This window comes from Paraglaciecola hydrolytica, assembly GCF_001565895.1.
Classification (GTDB): Bacteria; Pseudomonadota; Gammaproteobacteria; order Enterobacterales; family Alteromonadaceae; genus Paraglaciecola; species Paraglaciecola hydrolytica.
Genome location: NZ_LSNE01000003.1, coordinates 380,333 through 401,484, shown reverse-complemented (window position 1 = coordinate 401,484; position 21,152 = coordinate 380,333). Strand labels below are relative to the sequence as shown.

20 protein-coding genes are annotated in these 21,152 nt (G+C 43.0%); 8 read left to right on the top strand and 12 right to left on the bottom strand.

Annotated elements, in window-relative coordinates; genetic code table 11:
- Nucleotides 1-13 precede the first annotated feature (13 nt).
- Nucleotides 14-721: a histidine utilization repressor gene (gene hutC, locus AX660_RS04315; protein WP_068373050.1), complete on the bottom strand. Its 708-nt coding sequence runs from the start codon at nucleotides 719-721 to the stop codon at nucleotides 14-16.
- Nucleotides 722-823: 102 nt separating this feature from the next.
- Here hutC and hutI point away from each other — a divergent pair, with 102 nt between their 5' ends.
- Together hutI and hutG are read left to right on the top strand one after the other, a co-directional pair.
- Nucleotides 824-2,044, top strand: coding sequence for an imidazolonepropionase (gene hutI, locus AX660_RS04310; RefSeq protein WP_068373047.1), 1,221 nt, complete (start codon nucleotides 824-826; stop codon nucleotides 2,042-2,044).
- Nucleotides 2,041-3,003: a formimidoylglutamase gene (gene hutG, locus AX660_RS04305; protein ID WP_068373044.1), complete on the top strand. Its 963-nt coding sequence runs from the start codon at nucleotides 2,041-2,043 to the stop codon at nucleotides 3,001-3,003. The genes hutI and hutG overlap by 4 nt, the downstream gene beginning before the upstream one ends.
- On the opposite strand, the gene AX660_RS04300 is transcribed toward hutG, so the two are convergent.
- A complete protein-coding gene (locus tag AX660_RS04300; RefSeq protein WP_068373041.1) occupies nucleotides 2,981-4,006 on the bottom strand; it encodes an AraC family transcriptional regulator in 1,026 nt (341 codons plus the stop codon). The genes hutG and AX660_RS04300 overlap by 23 nt on opposite strands.
- Complete coding sequence (locus tag AX660_RS04295) at nucleotides 4,007-4,909, bottom strand: diguanylate cyclase domain-containing protein (protein WP_068373038.1); 903 nt, start codon at nucleotides 4,907-4,909, stop codon at nucleotides 4,007-4,009.
- A 320-nt stretch (nucleotides 4,910-5,229) separates the two neighbouring features.
- Between AX660_RS04295 and AX660_RS04290 the strand changes: the two genes are divergently transcribed.
- The 4 genes from AX660_RS04290 (at nucleotide 5,230) to AX660_RS04275 (ending at nucleotide 11,490) form a co-directional block, all read left to right on the top strand.
- The gene (locus AX660_RS04290; protein WP_068375169.1) at nucleotides 5,230-7,923 is read left to right on the top strand and encodes a TonB-dependent receptor; all 2,694 of its coding nucleotides are present in this window, start codon (nucleotides 5,230-5,232) and stop codon (nucleotides 7,921-7,923) included.
- A gap of 101 nt (nucleotides 7,924-8,024) precedes the next feature.
- Nucleotides 8,025-9,014 carry a purple acid phosphatase family protein gene (locus tag AX660_RS04285; RefSeq protein WP_068373037.1) on the top strand — a complete coding sequence of 330 codons (990 nt, stop codon included), beginning with the start codon at nucleotides 8,025-8,027 and terminating at the stop codon, nucleotides 9,012-9,014.
- Nucleotides 9,011-10,957, top strand: a complete 1,947-nt coding sequence (locus AX660_RS04280) for a phytase (RefSeq protein WP_068373034.1) — start codon at nucleotides 9,011-9,013, stop codon at nucleotides 10,955-10,957. Before AX660_RS04285 ends, AX660_RS04280 begins: the two co-directional genes overlap by 4 nt.
- Nucleotides 10,958-11,025: 68 nt before the next feature.
- Entirely contained in the window at nucleotides 11,026-11,490 is a 465-nt protein-coding gene (locus AX660_RS04275; RefSeq protein WP_068373031.1) for an EVE domain-containing protein, read from the top strand.
- A gap of 52 nt (nucleotides 11,491-11,542) precedes the next feature.
- On the opposite strand, the gene map is transcribed toward AX660_RS04275, so the two are convergent.
- Entirely contained in the window at nucleotides 11,543-12,316 is a 774-nt protein-coding gene (gene map, locus AX660_RS04270; RefSeq protein WP_068373028.1) for a type I methionyl aminopeptidase, read from the bottom strand.
- Nucleotides 12,309-12,515, bottom strand: coding sequence for a ParD-like family protein (locus tag AX660_RS04265; RefSeq protein WP_068373025.1), 207 nt, complete (start codon nucleotides 12,513-12,515; stop codon nucleotides 12,309-12,311). The genes map and AX660_RS04265 overlap by 8 nt, the downstream gene beginning before the upstream one ends.
- Nucleotides 12,516-12,798: 283 nt before the next feature.
- On the opposite strand from AX660_RS04265, the gene AX660_RS04260 reads away from it, so the two are divergent.
- Entirely contained in the window at nucleotides 12,799-13,383 is a 585-nt protein-coding gene (locus tag AX660_RS04260) for a hypothetical protein (RefSeq protein ID WP_068373022.1), read from the top strand.
- 16 nt (nucleotides 13,384-13,399) lie between these two features.
- Here AX660_RS04260 and AX660_RS04255 read toward each other — a convergent pair whose 3' ends face one another.
- The 7 genes from AX660_RS04255 to coaBC form a co-directional block, all read right to left on the bottom strand.
- Nucleotides 13,400-14,269 (bottom strand): mechanosensitive ion channel family protein, encoded by an 870-nt coding sequence (locus tag AX660_RS04255; RefSeq protein WP_068373019.1) that lies wholly within the window; start codon nucleotides 14,267-14,269, stop codon nucleotides 13,400-13,402.
- A gap of 199 nt (nucleotides 14,270-14,468) precedes the next feature.
- Complete coding sequence (locus tag AX660_RS04250) at nucleotides 14,469-16,211, bottom strand: DUF885 domain-containing protein (protein WP_082768733.1); 1,743 nt, start codon at nucleotides 16,209-16,211, stop codon at nucleotides 14,469-14,471.
- Between the two features lie 74 nt (nucleotides 16,212-16,285).
- A complete protein-coding gene (locus AX660_RS04245) occupies nucleotides 16,286-16,618 on the bottom strand; it encodes a DUF1820 family protein (protein ID WP_068373017.1) in 333 nt (110 codons plus the stop codon).
- Between the two features lie 146 nt (nucleotides 16,619-16,764).
- Nucleotides 16,765-17,340, bottom strand: a complete 576-nt coding sequence (locus tag AX660_RS04240) for a TetR/AcrR family transcriptional regulator (protein WP_068373014.1) — start codon at nucleotides 17,338-17,340, stop codon at nucleotides 16,765-16,767.
- 136 nt (nucleotides 17,341-17,476) lie between these two features.
- On the bottom strand, nucleotides 17,477-18,247 hold the full coding sequence (locus tag AX660_RS04235) for a hypothetical protein (protein WP_068373011.1): 771 nt from the start codon (nucleotides 18,245-18,247) through the stop codon (nucleotides 17,477-17,479).
- 216 nt (nucleotides 18,248-18,463) lie between these two features.
- The gene (gene slmA, locus AX660_RS04230) at nucleotides 18,464-19,054 is read right to left on the bottom strand and encodes a nucleoid occlusion factor SlmA (protein WP_068373008.1); all 591 of its coding nucleotides are present in this window, start codon (nucleotides 19,052-19,054) and stop codon (nucleotides 18,464-18,466) included.
- A 43-nt stretch (nucleotides 19,055-19,097) separates the two neighbouring features.
- Nucleotides 19,098-20,291, bottom strand: a complete 1,194-nt coding sequence (gene coaBC / locus AX660_RS04225; protein ID WP_068373004.1) for a bifunctional phosphopantothenoylcysteine decarboxylase/phosphopantothenate--cysteine ligase CoaBC — start codon at nucleotides 20,289-20,291, stop codon at nucleotides 19,098-19,100.
- A 127-nt stretch (nucleotides 20,292-20,418) separates the two neighbouring features.
- Between coaBC and radC the strand changes: the two genes are divergently transcribed.
- Nucleotides 20,419-21,093, top strand: a complete 675-nt coding sequence (gene radC / locus AX660_RS04220; RefSeq protein WP_068373001.1) for a RadC family protein — start codon at nucleotides 20,419-20,421, stop codon at nucleotides 21,091-21,093.
- Nucleotides 21,094-21,152: the final 59 nt, after the last annotated feature.

The window sequence follows — 21,152 nt, the reverse complement described above, 5'->3', positions numbered from 1 at the left end:
TGATAACTCCTAATTAGATACTGTCGAATTCCAGATGGCTACCTAAGCGATAGCGATTACCTGGATGATAGAGCAAGGCATAACTGACAATGCCCTTTGCGGAATAAGTGCGGCGACTAACCTTGAGGCAAGGCTGTGTATGGGCAATGTCTAAACGACTGGCTAAAAGTGCATCGGGTAAAATGGCTTCGACGATATGATCAGCCTGAGTCAGCGGGGCAACCTGGCTGAGGTAGTGATTAGCCGACGTTTGAGCAAAGTTTTGCTGTAGGTAGTCCGGCGCCCAAAGAGGGTTAACTAGCCTATCTTCGAGCTGTACCGGTCGACCATTTTCGATATGCACAATCTGGGTATGGAATATTTCACTGTGCAGTGCCACGTCTAACCAAGCACTTTGTTGTTCACTGGCCAAAATCGACTGCTTAGTCACTACGCTGCAGCTGTATTTGTGCCCACGTTGTTTGATTTCGTCCTGAATGCCACGGATTTCCAGCATCGAACTCATGGGCCGATGATCGGCAACAAAAGTGCCTAAACCTTGTGAACGCGCCAATATGCCTTCGCTAACTAATTCGCTGAGGGCTCGTCTGGCTGTCATTCGACTGACTTGATATTGCTCGGCCAGTTGGTTTTCTGACAAAACGCGATCACCGGGTGTCATTTCACCTTCGCTGATTTTATCCAGTAAGGCCGACTTAATTTGTTGAAAACGGGCTTGCATACATTTCACTTTGCACAATTTTGTGCCACGCAATGTAGCTCACTTGTATATACAAGTAAAGGCAAGTACAGTTAGGCTATTCTGTCGCCACCATTAATAGCCATGACCCAACACTGTGATGTTTTAATAAAACAGGTGAAACTCGCCTCAATGCAAGCTAATGGCAAGCCCTACGGCTTGATTGAAAACGCCAGCGTGGCGATTAAAGATGGAAAAATTGTTGGAATTTTTACTGAGAATCAAAGGCTACCAACAGCGGACCACAATGTTGACGGCCAAGACCAATGGCTATTGCCGGGTTTTATCGATTGCCATACTCACTTGGTTTATGGCGGCAGCCGCGCCAGTGAGTTTGAGCAACGTTTGTTGGGTGTGAGTTATACCGATATCGCCAAACAAGGTGGTGGCATTCGCAGTACAGTAAAAGCAACGCGGGCAGCCAGCCAAGAACAGCTATTACAAAGTGCCATCGCCCGAGCTAAACGCCTAGCTGCAGAAGGTGTGACTTGCATTGAGATAAAATCCGGTTACGGCCTTGATCTTGATACCGAAATCAAGATGTTAAAAGTGGCCAAAGAGCTAGAACAACACCTTGATTTATCAGTAATCACCACCTATTTAGGCGCTCATGCGCTGCCGCCAGAATTTAATGGCAAGGCCGATGATTATATTGATTTTGTGTGTAACGAAGTTATGCCACAAATCGCCCAACAAGGTTTAGCCTCGGCGGTAGATGTATTTTGTGAGGGTATTGGCTTTTCACCAGAGCAATGTGAAAAAGTGTTTGTCGCTGCCCAGCGGCATGGCTTAAAAATAAAAGCCCATGTAGAACAATTATCTGATTTAAAAGGCGCGCTTTTAGCCGCTGAATTTAATGCCTTGTCGGTGGATCATATTGAATATTTGGCAGAGCAAGATGTCGCCAGCTTAAAAGCCTCAGGCACTGTGGCGGTATTATTACCCGGCGCGTTTTACTATTTACATGAAACTAAAAAGCCGCCCATCGTGGCTTTACGCCAGCACGATATTCCTATGGCGGTGGCCACTGATCTCAATCCCGGAACTTCTCCTATTGCTTCTATCCTCACGGCCATGAATATGGCCAGTGTGCTGTTTGCACTAACTCCCGAAGAAGCCTTACGTGGTGCAACCTGTCATGCGGCGAAGGCGCTAGGATTGCAAACCCACAAAGGACAAATCCAAGTGGGTTTTGATGCTGACCTATGTTTGTGGGATATCCAACATCCGGTTGAATTAGTCTGCGGGATCAATCAACATCGGCCGCTTAAGAAATGGTATGCAGGTCGCTTGAGTACACTATGATGCAGTCAAAACACTATTTTAATTGGCAAGGCCGCATCGATGAAGAAGATGCCGAACGTGGTTTACGCTGGCATCAGGTCATCGATAAAAACAGTGGCTCTAACGAGAGTTGTTCCCTTATCGGCTTCGCCTGTGATTTAGGCGTTAAAGCCAATAAAGGCCGTGAGGGCGCTGTATTAGGGCCAACTGCCATTCGCGCTGCCTTGGCAAATATGGCCTGGCATGCGCCTACGTCTTTGTTTGATAAGGGCGATATCATCGCCCATGGTAAGCTGGAAAGCGCACAACAAGACTTCGCCACGTTATTAATCGAAACACTGCAAGGCTCAAGTTTTGTGGTTGGCCTAGGCGGTGGACATGAAATAGCCTGGGGCAGCTATCAAGGTTTACAGCAGCATCTGGCACACAGCGATAAAAAAATCGGCATCATAAATTTTGATGCCCACTTTGACCTAAGAAAACCCGCTCCACTGACCAGCTCTGGCACACCCTTTTGGCAAATCGCCCAACACTGTGAGCAACAAGGTGAAGATTTTCACTATGCTTGTATTGGTATATCAGAAGCAGCCAATACCAAGGCTTTATTTGATATGGCCACTAGCACCAATACCCGTTATTTACTCGATAGCCATTGTAATGAGGCAAAAGCTAAAGCCCTGTTAACCCCTCTGTTAGCCGAGATAGACGAGCTATATGTGACCATCTGCCTAGATGCTTTTCCGGCAAATGCCGCCCCCGGAGTAAGCGCACCTAGTGCTCTGGGCATTTCACCCCAGTTTGTGATCAACATGCTGCATTGGTTGGCGCAGTCCCAGTCAGATTTGAATTTTAATTGGCAACTGGCGGACGTCGCAGAAATGAATCCTACTTACGATATTGATAATCGCACCGCCAAACTAGCCGCCCGACTGATATTTGAGCTTGTACAGGCCAAATTTAACCAATGCGCAGTTGAGTAGGCGTAAAACCTGTCCAGCGTTTTACCGCTCGGCGAAAGTTAGGAATATCCGAAAACTCCATCACATGAGCGCTATCTTCATTATTGAGTTTTTTAACTTGCAGTAAATAGATGGCCTGTTGTAAACCCAGCTCATCTTGCAATTGCTGAAAACGTACACCGTGTTGCTGCAGCTTACGTTTAAAGGTGGCTGGACTCATGGCAAACTGCTGGGCCGTATCTTGCAAACTTTGATTGCGTTTATGACGCAAACTATCTCGTACCGCGGCAACAAAACCTTGTGATGGATAAGCTTGCTGTTTGAGCTGCTGCACCGCATGCCACTTCAGGCTTTGACTTTGTTGGTTAAAGGGCATTTTCAGCCATTCAAGATCAAAACGAATACGCAACACCGGCTGAGAAAAATTCAGCCTAAAACCTAAGTTGGTTTCATATTCCTGAATGTAACGGGGCCGGACAAAGGGAAAATCAAAATGAAAGGGTAATCTGCGCCCTAGCAGCAATTTAGCCGCCGCCACAAAAGCGCTAAAGTAGGTTTCAACGATAAACTGCCATTGTGTACCACAACCTAAAGCATCGTTAATGACGAGATGATATTGATTGGCATCGCGATAAGTATAGCCCTGCATAAAAGGACAGATATGCGCCATAAATACATTTAACAAACGCAAAACGTCTTGCATATTTCGGCAGTGTAATAAGGCGTTTGAAATTGCCCCATAGTTACCCGGAAACAACCTGCGGCCCAACTGAAATGCACAGTCATAACCGCCTACTTGTGCCTTAGCATTGGCCATTAAGCGCAATAGTTGCTCGGCACTGAGTTGACTTGAACCGGTTCTAATATCTTGATAAAAAATGCGCGTGCCACGCAGCAAACGGTTTTTATCCACGCCCCGCGACATGGCGAGATCAATCAAACTCGCCGCCAACTGATGGGCAGGAATAAACTTGTCATCGGCGCTGTAAGCGACACTCGCGACAGGTCGCGTCGACGCTTTCATTTAGCTGGCATACCTTGAGTTATCAAGTCTTTGGTTCACTCGTTTGATCAGGGCTTCGACCCCGTCATTAGGACGAGCCATTTCGGCGGCAAAAGACAAACTATGATAAACAGCAGTGGCTTGTGCTGCGGGTTTAAAGGCTAGATGGGCAATAGCGGTTTTGATTTGCAGAGCAAGTTCTTCGGCTTGGTGTAAATCAGTGTCGGGTAGTAACAAAATAAAACGGTCGCCAGCATAACGGCAGGCCAAATCGGTATTACGTAAATTCATCAACATCAGCTCGGATATTTCACGTAATAAGCGGTCGCCTTCATCCGTACCAAAACTGCGGTTAAAAGCATCAAAATTATCTATGTCTAACATTAACACTGAAAACGCGCTGCCATCTTTGGTGCGTAACTGCATGTCGATTTGACCACGCATATAATCAATACGATATAACTGGGTAATAAAGTCGATTTGCTGATGTTCTCGCCAGCCCGTTTCACGCCTGTGCAGTTGCCGATTTAAGGCCAGCTGTTCTTGATGCCATTGATATAGGGCATAGCTCATGATCAACATGCCAAAGGCGGCAGGCATGGATTCGATAATACTTAAACCTTCGGCAGCAGCTTCAAAATGCACAAATTCGTCAAACCAATCGAGCAAGGCCGAAAACAAAAAACAACTTAAACCTATGACTAAAGCGCTAGTGACTTTACCCGGCGGGCGACTGGCCAAAATTGCCACTATCCATACCACAGAGAGTAAAGCCACACTGCCTTCACCCAGCACATCGAGCCACGCGATCTCGGTCCAGGTTTTTACTTCGCCCAAGCCAAAACTTAGGCTTACCGACAAAGATAAACAGGCGGCAACTAAGGAGATAAGCCTTTGGTGACGGGCCAATAAAGAAAAATTCATAGACATCTCTGAGCTAACTAAACCTTTATCCTAAAGTAGGACATCAAGACTGAAGGGGTCATTTTGGCTCAGCAAAGTGACAATTTGATGAAACAACTCCTTTTTAACTCAAGGTAAAGGTACATAAAGCCTTATTTTTAGAGGTTTTCAGCGCAGGTCAAATTGGCTCAATTTTTGTAATTCAAGCCTGAATTAGACTGTTTTTAAGACTATTCTGTCTAAGCTAATCTTTTGTCGTCATAAAAATGTCATCGCAGGTGCTTAGCGTGGCGCCCTATAAAACACCTGCCACCACAGCACATAAATTGAGAGACATTGATATGAAAAGAGTAAAAACCAAAATAGCCCTAGCCTGTCTAGCTGCATTGATCAGCACACCAACACTGGCCCAAGAAACCGGCACTGTACAGGGTTTGTTAACCGACAATAGCCAAACTAGTTATTTTGCCGGCGCTCAGCTACATATTAAAGAATTAGGTGTAAGTGCGGTTTCACGGCGTGATGGGTCTTTTCGTTTTGCCAATGTCCCGGCAGGTAACTACACCCTCGTCGTACAGTATTTAGGGGTAGATAGTATTGAATTGCCCATCACTATTAGTTCAGGGCAAACTCTTGAAAAAACCGTGGTGCTTGCAGCTAACCAAGCCGACTTAGAAAACATTGTGATTTATGGCCAACGAGCTGGCCAAGCTGCGGCGCTTAACCAACAGCGTGCTGCAGACAGCATTAAATCTATCGTAGCGGCTGAAGCCATTGGACAATTTCCTGATCAAAACGCCGCTGAAGCCTTGCAACGTTTGCCCGGTTTGTCCATTGAGCGCGATCAAGGCGAAGGCCGTTTTGTGGGTATCCGTGGTATCGATCCTAATCTTAATAGCGTGACCATTAATGGCTTAAACGTTCCCTCGCCAGAAGCAGGTGTGCGCTCTGTAGCACTCGACGTTATCCCTTCTGAGTTGATCCAAGGTTTAGAGGTATCTAAATCCGTGACCTCAGATATGGATGCTGATTCTATCGGTGGTTCGATTAATGTGGTGAGTTTAAGTGCCTTTGATCGCAAAGGTGATAGCGCCAGTCTTACCGTGCAGGCCAGTCAAAATGAATTACGTGAAGAAACCAGCCCTAAAGTATCAGGCAGTTATACCACTGTACTTAACGATACCTTTGGTGTCGCGGCGGCCCTGTCGTACTTTGATCGCAGTTTTGGCTCAGATAATATTGAGTCAAACGGTGATGATGAAATTGAGCAACGTTATTACAGTATTAGCCGTGAGCGTATTGGTGGGGCACTAAATTTTGATTTTCGCCCTGACATGAACAACCAATATTACTTACGCACTATGTACAGCAAATTTACCGATGATGAGTTTCGTTTGGGCAATGTATTTGTATTTGACGGTGAAGACTCAGAAGTTGAACGTGCCAGCAAAGACAGAGAAGAAAGCCAAACTATTTTATCCCTTACCGGTGGCGGCGAGCATCAGTTAAATGACTGGTTAGTGACCTATCAACTGGGTTATTCAAAAGCAACCGAAGACGAGTCAGACTCTTTGTACTACACCTTTGTAGGTGAAGAAATGGCGATTGATTCTGATATGTTAGGCCAAATTCCGGTCGTTACTCAAGATGCTGCCGTGATGGACTTGGCTAACTACGAGTTAGACGAAGTTAGTCTTGAAGGTGGCTATTCACAAGATATTGAAAGCAGTGTTAAGTTTGATGTTACGCGCTTTTTAGAGCTCGCAGGACACTCTGTAGAGCTTAAATTTGGGGCTAAATACCGCGCACGTGAAAAACAAACCACCGCTGACATTTTGATTTTTGATGGCGATTTTGATGATATCAATCCTGAAATGTTTGCCACTGCCACGCCAGATTGGGGTTTGGGAGATTTTGGTCCGGGTTTAAATCGTGCTGATATGCGTGACTATTTCAAGCAAAACCGTAACTCACTTGAAGTAGCAGAGTTGGATTCAGAAATCGAATCAAATGGCGCTTCATTTACCAATAACGAAGACATCACGGCCCTGTACATGATGGCCAAAATCGATATGGATAATTTGCGTATTGTCGGTGGTTTGCGCTACGAAAATACCGATTTCAGCACCTCAGGGATGCGAGTTGAGCTAATCGAAAACGAACAAACTGACGTAGAAGAAGTGGTTAATACCCCTTGGGGCAGCGAGCGTAGTTATGACTACTTATTACCCAGTCTCAACATGCGTTACGAGTTCAGCGACAACTTAATTGCTCGTTTTGCTTATACGCAAACTATCTCACGTCCTAAGTTTGAAGATGCGGCAGCTTTCCAAATCATCGAATCAAAAACCGAAGAAGATGACGGCGAATTTGTCACTGAGCGTGAAGCTTCAGTTGGTAATCCAGAGCTCAAACCTTTTGAAGCTGAAAATATCGACTTCACTCTCGAATATTATCCAGGTGATATCGGCGTATTGTCGGCGGGTTATTTTTATAAAAATATCGACAACTTTGTAATCATTGCTGACGTTGCCGGCACTGTTGGCTGGGAAGGTTTCGAAGAAGTCATGCAGCCCATCAATGGTGAAAAAGCGACAGTGAGCGGCGTTGAGTTAGCTTGGGTAAAAACCTTTGATAACGGTTTATTGTTGTCTACCAACGCTACCTTGTCTGACTCCGAAGCTGTGACTTTGTTTGATGGCGAGCGTTACGAAACCAACTTGCCTAATCAATCTGATAAAGTCGGCAATGTAACTGTGGGTTATGAAAATGAGCTCGTTAGCTTACGTTTAACCCTGTCGTACAAAAGTGAAAACCTTGAAGAAATCGACGGTGACTTGATCAGAATGGAAGATGCTCACCAGCAACTCGACTTTATGGGCAAATATTTTATCAACAAAAACATGTATGTGTATTTCAACGGTATCAACTTAAACGACGAGCCTTTTTATCATTATTTTGATAAGCGCAGCGTCAATGCCCAGTACGAAGAATATGGCCGTACTTTTGAGTTAGGTTTTAACTGGAAGTTATAAACCACAGTTTTAAAATCAGGGTGTGTTGATCCAAGATGGACTGACACACTTTTTTCATTTTTATGCACGACACGCGTGATTAAAGTCTTTTTGGAGAAAACATGTTTTCTACACACTTATGGTTAAAAATAAGCTTAGTTATCTGTTTAACACTTAATTTTAGCCAAAGCTTAGCGCAAGAAATTTATGATGAAACCTACTATCAAAATCATCAAATCCAGCAGTTAACCATCCCCGACAAAAGCCTGAATTTTTTGGTTCTGGGTGATTGGGGTCGGAATGGTCATTACCAACAACGCCCGGTAGCAAAGTGGATGGATGTGGCTATGATGCAATTGGATGGTGAGTTTATTGTGACCACCGGAGACAATTTTTACAGTAATGGCGTGGCTTCGGTCGATGATCCTTACTGGCAAAGCTCGTATGAAACTATCTACAACGGCCCACACTTATTTGAAGATTGGTACGTCACCCTAGGCAATCACGATTATCGAGGCAATTGGCAGGCGCAAATCGACTACAGCAATATCAGCCGTCGCTGGAACATGCCTAACCAATATTATGCTAAGACTTTTGCAATCGACGATAAAAGCTCGGTGCTGATGATTTTTTTAGATACCAATCCCTTAAACCCTGACTATAAAAATGAAGCAAAATATGCCGAAACTCAAAAACAAGATGGTGCCAAACAGCTGGCTTGGTTAGAACATAAACTCGCCACAACCAAGGCAAGCTGGACTATCGTTATCGGTCATCACCCTTTGTATTCCAGTGGTAAACGTTATGGCACGACCGATGGTATTCGTGGTGTGCTTGAACCCATACTCGAAAAATATAAGGTGGATGCATATTATGCAGGCCATGAACATGACTTGCAGCACAACCAACCGCAAGGCACCACAGTGGCTCATTATGTATCGGGCGCAGGCTCAGAAGTACGTCCGGTTGCCCAGCGAGAATTTACTCGTTTTGCTAAATCAGAAGCGGGTTTTGCAGCAGTATCTGTGACTAAAAATGCCTTGTTGACCCAATTTATCAATGCCTCAGGGCAGGTGATCTATCAGCATCAAATTGCGAGGAATAAAAAATGAAAACAACCCTTGGTGGATTAGTTCTCTTAACTGGTGTGTTAGCCGGCTGCACAGCCAATCAGCAAGCAATTAGTAACGACAAAACAACAACTGAAACCATGCAACTGAGTTTGCAGGATTTTGCTGTTAATCAGAATATTGCTGGCAAAGTGGCTTTTCCTATTCGCCACCAACAGCAAAACTATTGGTTACTCACCAGTGAAACTCAGGGTTTGTTATTAAGCGATGCTAGCGGTAAAACACTGAGTCAGTTCGCAGGTAATTTTGAAATGCTGGACTGGCGCGCCAATGTACAGATTGAGGGTAAACAACATGATTTAATTGCCACTGTAGACAAAGAAAGTGGCAAGGTAGTGATCCTAGGTTTAGATTGGCAAACTCAGCAATTTAGTTTGCTGGACTCTTTTTCTCATCCTGCTGGGGTTGAAACGGTATGTTGGTATACCCTACCTCAGGGGCACAGTTCATTATTTATTGCCGACGATCACGCTCAAGTGACCCAACGTATCATTGTAGATGGCAACACCCAACAACTTAGCGATGTGGTACTGCGAAACTTTGTAGGCGTGCCCGAAGTTAAATCCTGCGCGGTAGACGAGCAAAGCCACTCGCTGTATTTAGTCGAAAGTAATATTGGTCTGTGGCGTTATAAGGCGGATCCAGAGGCGGAATTAATCAGAGAACTAGTTATCGCCACAGATGATTTTGGCCCACTTGAAGGCGAACTAACCTCGGTGAATGTGTTGCCTAATGGAGATTTATTGCTCAGCACCCCTGAACAACAGGGTATATGGTTGATAGATGGGCAGCAAAAACCAAGCTTTTATGGCCTGCCAAAAAACACCGCAGTTGAAAATACCATAGGCTTAGTGCAAAACGATGCTGTGTTATTAGGTTTATACGATGATGAATCGGGCAACTATTATAAAAGCTCACTTAAAATCCCTTTAGCACCCGCCTTAGTCGCAGCTAAGCCTTTTGCCCAATTACCGGCCGATGGCGAAACCACACCAGTAGATTCAGCCGGTGATGCCGCCGACGATCCGGCTATCTGGGTTAACTCTCAACAGCCAGAACACAGTCGCATTTTAGCCACCAACAAAAAACGCGGGCTGATGGTGCACAACTTACAAGGTCATACCCTGCAACAACTCGACATTGGCCGGGTTAATAATGTGGATTTACGTTATGGATTTGAGTTGAACGGACGTACTTTTGACATCGCCGCGGCCAGTAACCGCACCAATAAAAGCATCAGTTTATTTGCTATCGAGTCTAACACTGGCGAAGTCAGTTGGCTGAATGATATAACCACCGATCTAAACGATGTTTATGGTTTATGCATGTATCAGGCAGCGGATAAATATTATGTATTTATCAATGATACTGATGGACGTTTTCAGCAATATTTGCTGAATAACAACGACAGTAAAATTGGCGGCACTTTAGTGCGCGAATTTAAGGTCGCCAGCCAGCCAGAAGGCTGTGTAGCTGATGATATTAATGGTCAATTATACTTTGGCGAAGAAGCGCGTGGTATTTGGCAAGTTGCTGCCCAGCCGAGCAAAAGCCTGCCACGTTTGATCGCTGAAGTGGGTGAGGAGTTTGTAGCTGACGTAGAGGGCATGAGCATTTATCACCTTGATGGTCAGCGTTTTTTAGTCGCGTCTAGTCAAGGTAACAACAGCTACGGGGTATTTGCTCTGGAAGATAACAACCGTTATTTGGGTAGTTTTCAAATATCTATGAATCTAGCCAAGGCTATCGATGGTGCCTCTGAAACTGACGGCCTAGACATTGTCTCTGTGCCCTTAGGTAGTGAATTCCCCCACGGATTATTAGTGGTACAAGATGGCCATAATGTGATGCCCAGCGACAAACAAAACTTTAAGTTGCTCAGTGGCTCCAAGCTGGCAGAGTTTATTCAAAACGCCCGCAAATAAGTCACTTATTGAAGTAAATTGTGATCACAGTTACCCTGTAAACCAGAGTGTTTACAGGGTATTTTACGATGAATTATTGGTTATTTAAATCTGAACCCGATGCCTTTAGCATCGACGATCTCGCGGCTAAACCACAACAAACCGAACACTGGGACGGTATCCGTAACTACCAAGCCCGTAACTATTTGCGTGACGAGGTTAAAGCGGGAGACCAAGTGTTTTTTTATCATTCAAGCTGCAAAGAAGTGGGCATTGCCGGTTTAGCCGAAATAGTAAAAGAAGCCTACCCCGACCACAGCCAATTTAACCCTGAATCAAAATACTTTGACCCCAAAGCCAGCCCCGACAAACCCCGTTGGGTGATGGTAGACGTTAAACTCAAACAGAAATTTTCCAAAGTACTACCACTGGCAAAAATCAAAGCCATGCCCGAGATCAGCGAGATTGGCTTAGTCAAAAAAGGCCATAGGTTGTCGATAATGCCGGTGAGTGACAAGGAGTTTTCGATATTGCTGGATGCAGCAAAAGCATAAAATGCCAAGCCAATAGACGTCTCAAAGCAAGATATAATACTTACAATCTGGTTTAGGTTTTTTCTTCATCCCGTAAGGTCAAGACCTCATAGCTATCGGCGGTGACCAAAATAGTATGTTCCCATTGCGCAGATAATTTGTTGTCTTTCGTTACCACCGTCCACTGGTCTTTTTTGACTTTGGTTTTTGCCGTGCCTTGATTAATCATGGGCTCGATCGTAAAGGTCATACCTTCTTTTAGTACTTCGCCAACACCACGTTTACCATAATGTAGCACTTGCGGTGCTTCATGCATTTCTTCGCCAATACCATGTCCGCAATAATCTTTGACGACACTAAACCCATGACTTTCGGCGTGTTTTTGAATGGCATAACCAATATCACCTAATGTTGCATTGGGCTTAACTTGCTCGATACCTTTCCACATGGCTTCATAGGTGACTTTAGTAAGCTTTTTCGCGGCCAGCGACACATTCCCCAGCAAGTACATTTTACTGCTGTCAGCAATATACCCATCTTTTTCTAGGGTAATATCTATATTAACAATATCACCGTCTTTTAAGTGTTTAACCGCTGATGGCACACCGTGACAAACCACCTCGTTGATCGAGGAATTAAGAGAAAATGCGTAACCATATTGACCTTTACTCGCAGGCCTAGCCTTGAGTGTATTAACGATGTAATCGTCAACAAAACTATCAATTTCTAAAGTGGTCATACCGATAGCTATTTTATCATCAAGGGCTTTAAATACTTGCGCAAGCAATTCCCCGGACTTTCGCATCAAGGCAATTTCGCTCGCGGATTTAATAATGACATCACTCATTGATAACTACCTGCAAACTGACACTGTTTTGTTGCAACTCAGCGTGAATAATCTCTGCAAAGGTTAAGCTAGGATTTGACTCGCTCAGGCGGCCTATCTTTATCCAAAATTCGGCCTGCGCATTAATTGAACGGTGCATAACAGCGCTCGTTTTACGTAACTCTTCGTGTAATTCATCAGAAATTTTAACGATACCCATTTAGCATACACTTCATAACAAAACATATACGTAACATATCAAATATTTATATACACCGATAGTAAAATCCACTCCGCCGTGTTAGAAAACATGAAGTATGGTTGCCTCCTTGTTAGTCGGATGGCCATGTATTAACTATGAATTGAAATAAATAGCACGTCAGAAAGTTGGCGCAGCGTTGAATAACCTATAGTAACACCATGATTTTATGGGACTTTAACTTGCTGGCACAAAGCTTGTACTACACAAATAACTTAAGCTTTTTATTATCTGCGAGTTGTTTGTGTCTGAGTTATCACCCTTTTTATCTCAAGGGATTATTGTTCCCGTAACAGGCCTGCGGCGAGTTACTAAACAACATACTGGATTGGGAAATTCTGCGATATTGACCGCCGTTTTTCCGCAGTTAGCTATTACCCCATCGCTGGATAACAAAGCCCTTCATTTTTTGAAGCCCGCCGATGATTTTATGTTGCAAGAAACCGCTGAGTTACTGAGTCAATTACAGCAAAAATGCCATGACTTAGGTATTGAGGGGGATGAGTTCAAATTAAACCTGCAAGGGCAAAAAATTGCAGCAAACTGCAACTTAGCTCAACATCAGCAGTTGACATTATGCCTACATCAAGACAAAAGTTTTATGGATAAATTTAGTTGGTTACAACCCAACTACCTCGCACTGGCTAACTCTTTGGAATGGCTTAATTTTGCCGATACTTATGAAGTATCTCGCACTCAAGCCTGCCAGCGCTTCGTACATTTGCAACAAAACGACCATGGTTTAGTGTGTTATTTCAGCCTGCAAAAACGACATGTGGAATTTATTATAGAATCACCGATTAACCTGTTTAAAGTGGCAGGGATTTAATCGTCTAAGCATGAGCTTATTCAATTTCAGCTTTACGCACAGTTAAATTACCATCGATGTGAATATCTCGCTGAGGAAAGGCAATACAAATGTCGTTTTCTGCAAACAATTCATCTATGCGAAAACGGATGTTGCTGCGGATCATTCTAAGGTGCCCTTCGACGCTGGCATTCATCCAAAAATAGGTGACAAACATTAAGGCGTTATCGCCAAAGTCATCAAAAATAACCGTGGGTGCAGGCTCTTTTAATACATCTTGCTGCTCCGCAACCGCTTGTTCGATCAAACTCGCCACTAAGCGACAAGGTGAGCCATAGGCCACGCCAACACTAATTGTTGTACGGCTTCTGTTATCCATCAAGGTCCAGTTTACGACGGTATTTTCGAGTAGCTTGCTGTTAGGGATCATCATGTGCACACCATCGGTACGACGGATACGAGTTGAACGTGTATTGATGGCCTCTACGTTGCCTTTTACGTCGTCGACTTCTAAAAAGTCGCCAATTCTAATAGGTCGTTCCCACATTAGGATCCAGCCACTAATGAAGTTATTAATAATATTTTGTGCGCCAAAACCAAAGCCTATTGCCACCGCTCCAGATAAAAAAGCAAAGGCGGTTATCGGCACATTAATCAGGTCGAGGGTAGTAATAAATAGCGCTAAAAACGCTAGAATAAACAGTATACGGCGCACCAGGTGCACCACATCTGGAGCAACACCTTTACTGCGCATACGCATCACGATTAAGCGTATAGTCCAGTTAATAAGCAAATAACCCACAAGTAAAAATGCGGGCAACATAAGTATGTCACCTAGCGTAAACACCTTATCCTGAACACTAAAAACGGGGATGCCAAATAGAGCAATAATTTCATTGAGGGTCATAAGGTTTCCATAATCGTGAGGATTTTAACGAGAATGATACACCTTAGATAAAGCCGATACTTAAATAAGGGACAAAAGTAAATTGTTGCATGATTACAGCTTATGTTTACTTTAGGGCCGCACATCAATACCCAAACAACCTGAAGATGCGAGTTTCAGCGTTTGTCAGAAAGCTTGGGTATATTTTAAATAAAGGTCGTTATTTTTTACTCTTAATATAGATGTCGATATTTTCTTCTAATACCGATAAAGGCACAGAGCCATATTCCAATACAGCCTGATGAAACTCGCGTACATCAAATTTGTCCCCAAGAGCTTGCTCAGCCTGCAGACGTAAACGTTTGATGGTCAACTCCCCTATTTTGTATGACAAAGCCTGTCCAGGCCATGAGATATAGCGATCTACTTCGGTACGAATATTATGTTCAGACAAAGCGGTATTTTCGAGCATATAGTCGATAGCTTGTTGTTTTGACCACTCTTTAATATGCATGCCAGTATCAACTACTAAACGACAAGCGCGCCACATTTCGTAGCTCAAACGACCAAAGTCATCATAGAGCGTTTCGTACATACCCACTTCTTGGCCTAAAAACTCTGAATATAAACCCCAGCCTTCGCCAAAGGCCGATAAATAGCTGTAGCGTCTAACTTTGGGTAAATCTTGCATCTCGGATGCTAAAGAAATCTGCAAGTGATGGCCAGGCACTGCTTCATGTAATGTAAGAGCAGTCAAAGCGTACAATGGTCGTTTATCGAGTGCGTAGGTATTAACCCAGTAATAACCGGGCTGATCATCCCGTGTGGGACTAATGTAACGACCCGTGGTGTATTTAGGTGCGATATTGTCTGGCACTGGCACCACGCCATAAGGAATGCGGGGTAATAGGCTAAACAACTGGGGTAATCTGGCATCCATTTTTTTGGCAATATACGAGGCTTGTTTAATCAGCTCATCAGCACTTTTGGCATAAAACTGTGGATCAGTACGTAAAAACTCAATGAATTGATTAATGTTACCGTCAAATTCTAGTTGATTAACTATTTGCTGCATTTCACCACGAATACGTTTTACTTCTGCTAAGCCTAAGTTATGGATATCTTCTACCGACATGGTTGTGGTGGTGTAGTGATCACTACGGTTTTGATAATAGGCTCGACCATTTGGCCATGCTTGGGCAGCGATAGAGCTTTTGCTATTAGGCACGTATTCATTGACAAAAAAGTCATAAAATTGCTGATAGGCAGGAAATACCTGTTTTGTTATTACCTCGGCCGCTTGTTGTTGCAAATCCAGTTTATCTTTTGTACTAAAACTACTGGTCTCTAATTGTTTAAAGGGAGCATAAAAAACACTTTCTTGCGGTGTAGGATGAATAAATGAACTAATTGAATTTTCAAACCCGCTTAATACCGCCTTAGGCTGCACAAAACCCGTTGCAATACCTTGTTTCATCCAATAAATCTGTTGCGCAAAATAGCTAGGAAATTGTTTAAGACGCGTCAGATAATTTTGATAATCAGCTAGGCTTTTAAAGCGCGTTGAGCGGGGTAAAAATGCAAGACCACTATGAAAACCAGACTCTGATGTGAGTGGCATGTAGTGAGCGTGATAGCGGTATTGGTCGATATAGTTTTGTAGTTTTTCTTGCTGGATCAATAAAGTAATTTGTTCATTGCGACTAAGGGTAGTAATTTCAATTTTGTTTAAGCGAGATAAAAACAAACGGTATTGTTGATCCTCTATCGCTAAACCCTCGGGTGAATTATCCGAGAGTTTGTCGTCAAAATCATGGATCCCATATCCCGTCGCGCTAGTGGGATTAACTGACATTTCATATTGCCAGATTTCTTCGAGTAAAATATCAAACTGCGATGCTGACTGGGCCAAACAACTAGATGAATACAACACTAACAATAAAAACGTAAAGATATTCTTCATGTACTTCTCAAACAGCTTCAACTCATGTAACCAAGGATAAGAGATTTGTAGCCTCATTGAAATCGAAAATCTGACTATTTTGGGCTGTTTTTGGGAGTATAAATGGGGGTTGGGAAAGCCATTATTTTATCAGACAACTGGGTGATTTTAGATGTACCCTGTTTGTTTACCTCATCAATACGCAATACGCTGTGCATAGGTACGTAAGTGCGTGTTACATCAGCAAATTCTGCTTTCAGTTTTTCATGGCTAGGGTCAAGTACCAAACTGGTATGACTATCCCAAACAAAATCACCTATTTCGATAAATCCAAACATATTGCCTTGGCAGACTTCCCGTACGAAAAGCTCATAACGTTCACCATTACTGATAAATTGAATACGAAATAACGGTTTTTTAGTAGACATGGTGACAGCTCATTAAAAATAGTGACAACAAAAAAGCAAGCGAGAAACTTGCCAATACAAAGTATTAATGGTGGTGATAAGGTGAAACAACAAGGAGTAAAAAATAAAAAGCATTTAATAGCTCATCGTATAGGGCAATATCACTGCTAGATTTTGACTGATAGTGGCCCAAGTAGAGCGCGAGTAGCTAATTGTAACTCGTCAGTATCTCCTGCCAAAATAGCGTTAACGGCAAAACCTTGCACATAACTGGTTAATTGTAGAGCAGCTGATTCAATGTTGGTTTGTGGATGCAACTGATGTAGTGCTTGGGCTTTTTCCAGACAACCAATAAAATCTATTTGTAAACTATCGATGTAATGACGACCAATTTCACGAATTTTTAAATCATCAAAACCCAATTCGGTAATGCAATTGATCAACAAACACCCCTTACCTCTAACATGCCTTACATATTCTTCAAAAAAAGCGCTGATAGAAGGCAGTCCTTGTTGCGACTCAAGATGCAGCATGATTTTTTTCAGATAATACTGCTGGTAATGGTCCAAAACGATGTACAAAAAATTTTGTTTGCTGCCAAATTCAAGATAAAAACCACGACGATTGAACTCAGTCCGCGCAATAATCTCGTCCATAATGGTACCGTGGTAACCATGCTCCAGAAAAACGTCTATCGCTTGGTTTAATACTGCTTCTACATTGTATTGGGCTTTACGGGGCATATTAAATTAGTTGAGTTTCAGAATATATGTTCTCAGAAGAGTAGCTGAGTGAGTATTGCTGTCAAGCACAACACTTTAAAGCGAATAACAAAAAGCCCGAAATATCGGGCTTTAGTTTTGGCATAATTATTTTATATTACTGTTTTTTTCTAAAACGACTTAAACAACTAAGTCCAAAACCACCTAATAAAAACAAAAGTAAGTTAGCGGGTGCGGTTACCGCAACTGAGTCCCCTTGATAATTACCAGAACCATTTGCAGAGGTTGGCGTAACATCGATAGCAAAACTAGTTACGAACTTAATGTCGGCTAAACCATTATTAGTCAATATAGTATTGGTATTTAAATTAGCCGCAGCCAACCCACCAACAACATCTAAGTAACCCAAGCCGCTCAAGTTTAACGAGCCACTAGTGTTTACAGCAGTACCTGTGAATGTAGTTAAGCCCGAAAAAGCATGACCAACTGTACTCAACCATAGTGCATTTGCGCCACCTTCATCACCAGTATTGAATGCTGTCAATTTAGTAAAATCGAAATCATCTGTCTCTGGAGTGAAATCGACAAAAACATTTAAATAACCGCCACTGTAATCTATTACTGTACCAGCACTTGGCAGAAGCGTGCTGCCAAGAGGCATAAAACCACCAAATTGGAAGGTCAATTCACATGAAGGGCAAAAAATTGCTGAGCCAGTATTGTTCATGGAGTTGATTCTACCAAAACCACTTATCTCACCAGTGCTACTATTTATATCTTGATGAACTAGCCCTACCACTCCTGACCAATCAGAAAGTGCATCGGGATCCCAACTAACTCCCCCAACATTTACCATTGAAGCATGAGCATAATTTAATGTGGATAAAACAAACAAAGTCCCCAAGCAAAAACGGTTAATAGTTTTCATATCGATGTCCCCAAAAAGTTATCCCTTACTTAAGCGACAAATACAGCTGTGTCATTACAAACTTTAAGTATCCAACACTTTTTACTGCGTTTTTTGTGCCAAAAAAACTGGGCGATATTTAACCGGTTGTAATTGAAGGGATTTTCGCTTTCATTACAAATTCATTGTGAGTCACTAAAAATGAAACTGTAAATAAAATGGACGCTAAACACTCCGTCAATTAAAAAACTGTTTGTTGATAAATTGCCATTGCTCAGCAAAACCTTCGGTAGGGCGGCGGGTGAATTCACTACGAATAAACTGATTTATTCTGCCATCAGCATAACAAATCAACATATTAGCTATGACTCCTTCATCGGCCGGTAAGGTCTTTCCTTCGCGCAATTTGCGTTCGCGTAGGACTTGTTTCATCTGGGTTTCAAGTCGCTCGAACAATTGGGTTATGCGCTCACGCAAGCGGTCTTGCTCACCCATTAATGCATCACCATTGAGGATGCGAGTAATGCCTGGGTTTTTTTCTGCAAAGCCCAAAATGAGGTGCAAAATAAGCTGACAGCGAGTTGCGGTATCTTTTTCTTCGTTGAGTATTTTGGTAATTCTGGAAAATAAGGTTTCTTCAATAAACTCAATTAATCCCTCAAACATACGTGCTTTACTAGGAAAATGTCGATAGAGCGCAGCTTCAGATACGCCTACGTGGGCAGCAAGTTTAGCTGTGGTGATCCGTTGTCCAGGATTACTCTGTAACATACTGGCAAGTGCTTGAAGTATTTGAGCTCGACGGTTTGGGCGTTTTGTTGCAGGCATTATTCGATCCTAATTGACTAGCGCTTTTGCTAAATTATTGTTGCTATGATTTAAGTTGTTCAGCCACTAATTGCATTAATTGTTGGGCAAGTTGCTTTTTATCGGTCATTGCCAGAATTTTTTCACCTTGTGGCCAGAATACCGACAAAGCATTTTGCTCACTGTTAAATCCTATGCTGCTGTCAGATACATCATTAGCCGCGATCATATTGAGCTTTTTAGCGTTTAATTTCGCTAAAGCATATTCACGAATATTCTGCGTTTCAGCGGCAAACCCAAGTGTAAATGGGGCTTGTGACAAATGTGCGACATCGCTAAGAATATCAGGGTTTTTAATAAAAGTAAGTGTTAACTCTTGTTCACTTTTTTTGATCTTTTGCGAATTACTTTGTAACGGTCGATAATCCGCTACAGCAGCGCAGCCAACAAACACATCACAGTGTTTTATTTGTTCCATTACTTGTTGATGCATTTGCACTGCGCTGGTCACTTGGATGGTTGTCACACCATGAGGGATGACTAGATTTGTTGGACCACTAACTAATATAACTTTGGCTCCCATGCTTTGGGCGGCTTGTGCTATTGCGTAACCCATCTTACCTGAGCTGTGGTTTGAGATGTAACGCACGGGATCTATCTCTTCTCGTGTGGGTCCCGCGGTGATCATAACGGTTTTACCTGCCAGCAATGGTTGTGGCAGTTCTTGCACAAGTAAAGCGACGATATCTACGGGTTCTAACATACGCCCTAATCCCACATCACCACAGGCTTGCTCGCCAACTGCTGGCCCCATAATTGTGATACATCGTTTACGTAATATATTTACGTTATCCTGAGTTGCTGTCGCATGCCACATTTGCTGATTCATAGCTGGAGCCACAAGCACAGGAGCTGCGGTTGCCAAACATAAGGTCGACAATAAATCGTCGGCTAAGCCATGGCTCAGTTTGGCTAAAAAGTTAGCGGTTGCCGGCGCAATTAATAATGTATCCGCCCATTTAGCTAACTCAATATGGCCCATTGCGGCTTCAGCGTCTTTATCAAGTAAATCGTCCGACACAGGATTACCAGATACTGCTTGTAATGCTAAAGGACTGACAAATTCTTTAGCTGAAGCGGTGAGCACGACACGCACGTTGGCGCCTTGAGCAGTTAATTTTCTGACTAAATCAGGGGCTTTATAAGCCGCTATCCCACCTGTCACACCAAGTAGAATGTTTCTATTATTTAAGGACATGAGCAATTTTACTGGTTGCTAAAAACTTATACTTCACATTATTGGCTGGATTAGGGGGCTTTTGCTAGGCTTATTTTACCCATCAAAGGAATGAACTCCACCTAACTCACTCATAAGGCAAGGACGCATGAAAATCACCGATTGGCCAGTAGACGAACGCCCTCGCGAAAAATTACTCAAACTGGGCCCCACGGCATTATCAGATGCAGAGCTATTGGCAATCTTTTTGCGTACAGGGATTAAGGGCTTAAGTGCAGTAGATCTGGCACGTACTTTACTCAATAATTTTGGTACGTTACGTGTGTTATTAAATGCGTCTGAACGTGATTTTTGTCAAGTTAAGGGCTTAGGCCAAGCGAAGTATGTGCAATTACAAGCATGCATCGAAATGTCCAAACGATTTTTTGAACAAAAAATGGATAAAGTTGATACTTTAAACTCTGTCGATCAAACCAAAACCTTTCTGCTTACGAAGTTACGTGACCAACCTCAAGAAGTGTTTGCCATGTTGTTGTTAGACAGTCAGCATCGTTTAATTAAATATCGGCCGATGTTTTACGGCACCATCGACAGTGCTAGTGTCTACCCTCGTGTATTGGTAAAACAGGCATTGGACGATAACGCAGCAGCGGTGATCCTCGCCCACAATCATCCTTCAGGCATAGCAGAGCCAAGTCAGGCAGATCAACACATTACCCAACGCATTATCGCCGCGATGAATTTAGTTGATATAAAAGTGCTTGACCATTTTGTCATTGGCGATGGGGTTGCAGTTTCTTTTGCCCAGCGCGGTCTTTTATGAAATAAAGAAAATCTTCGTTTATAAAACAACAATTATCACAGCTTGAAAATGGCTAAATA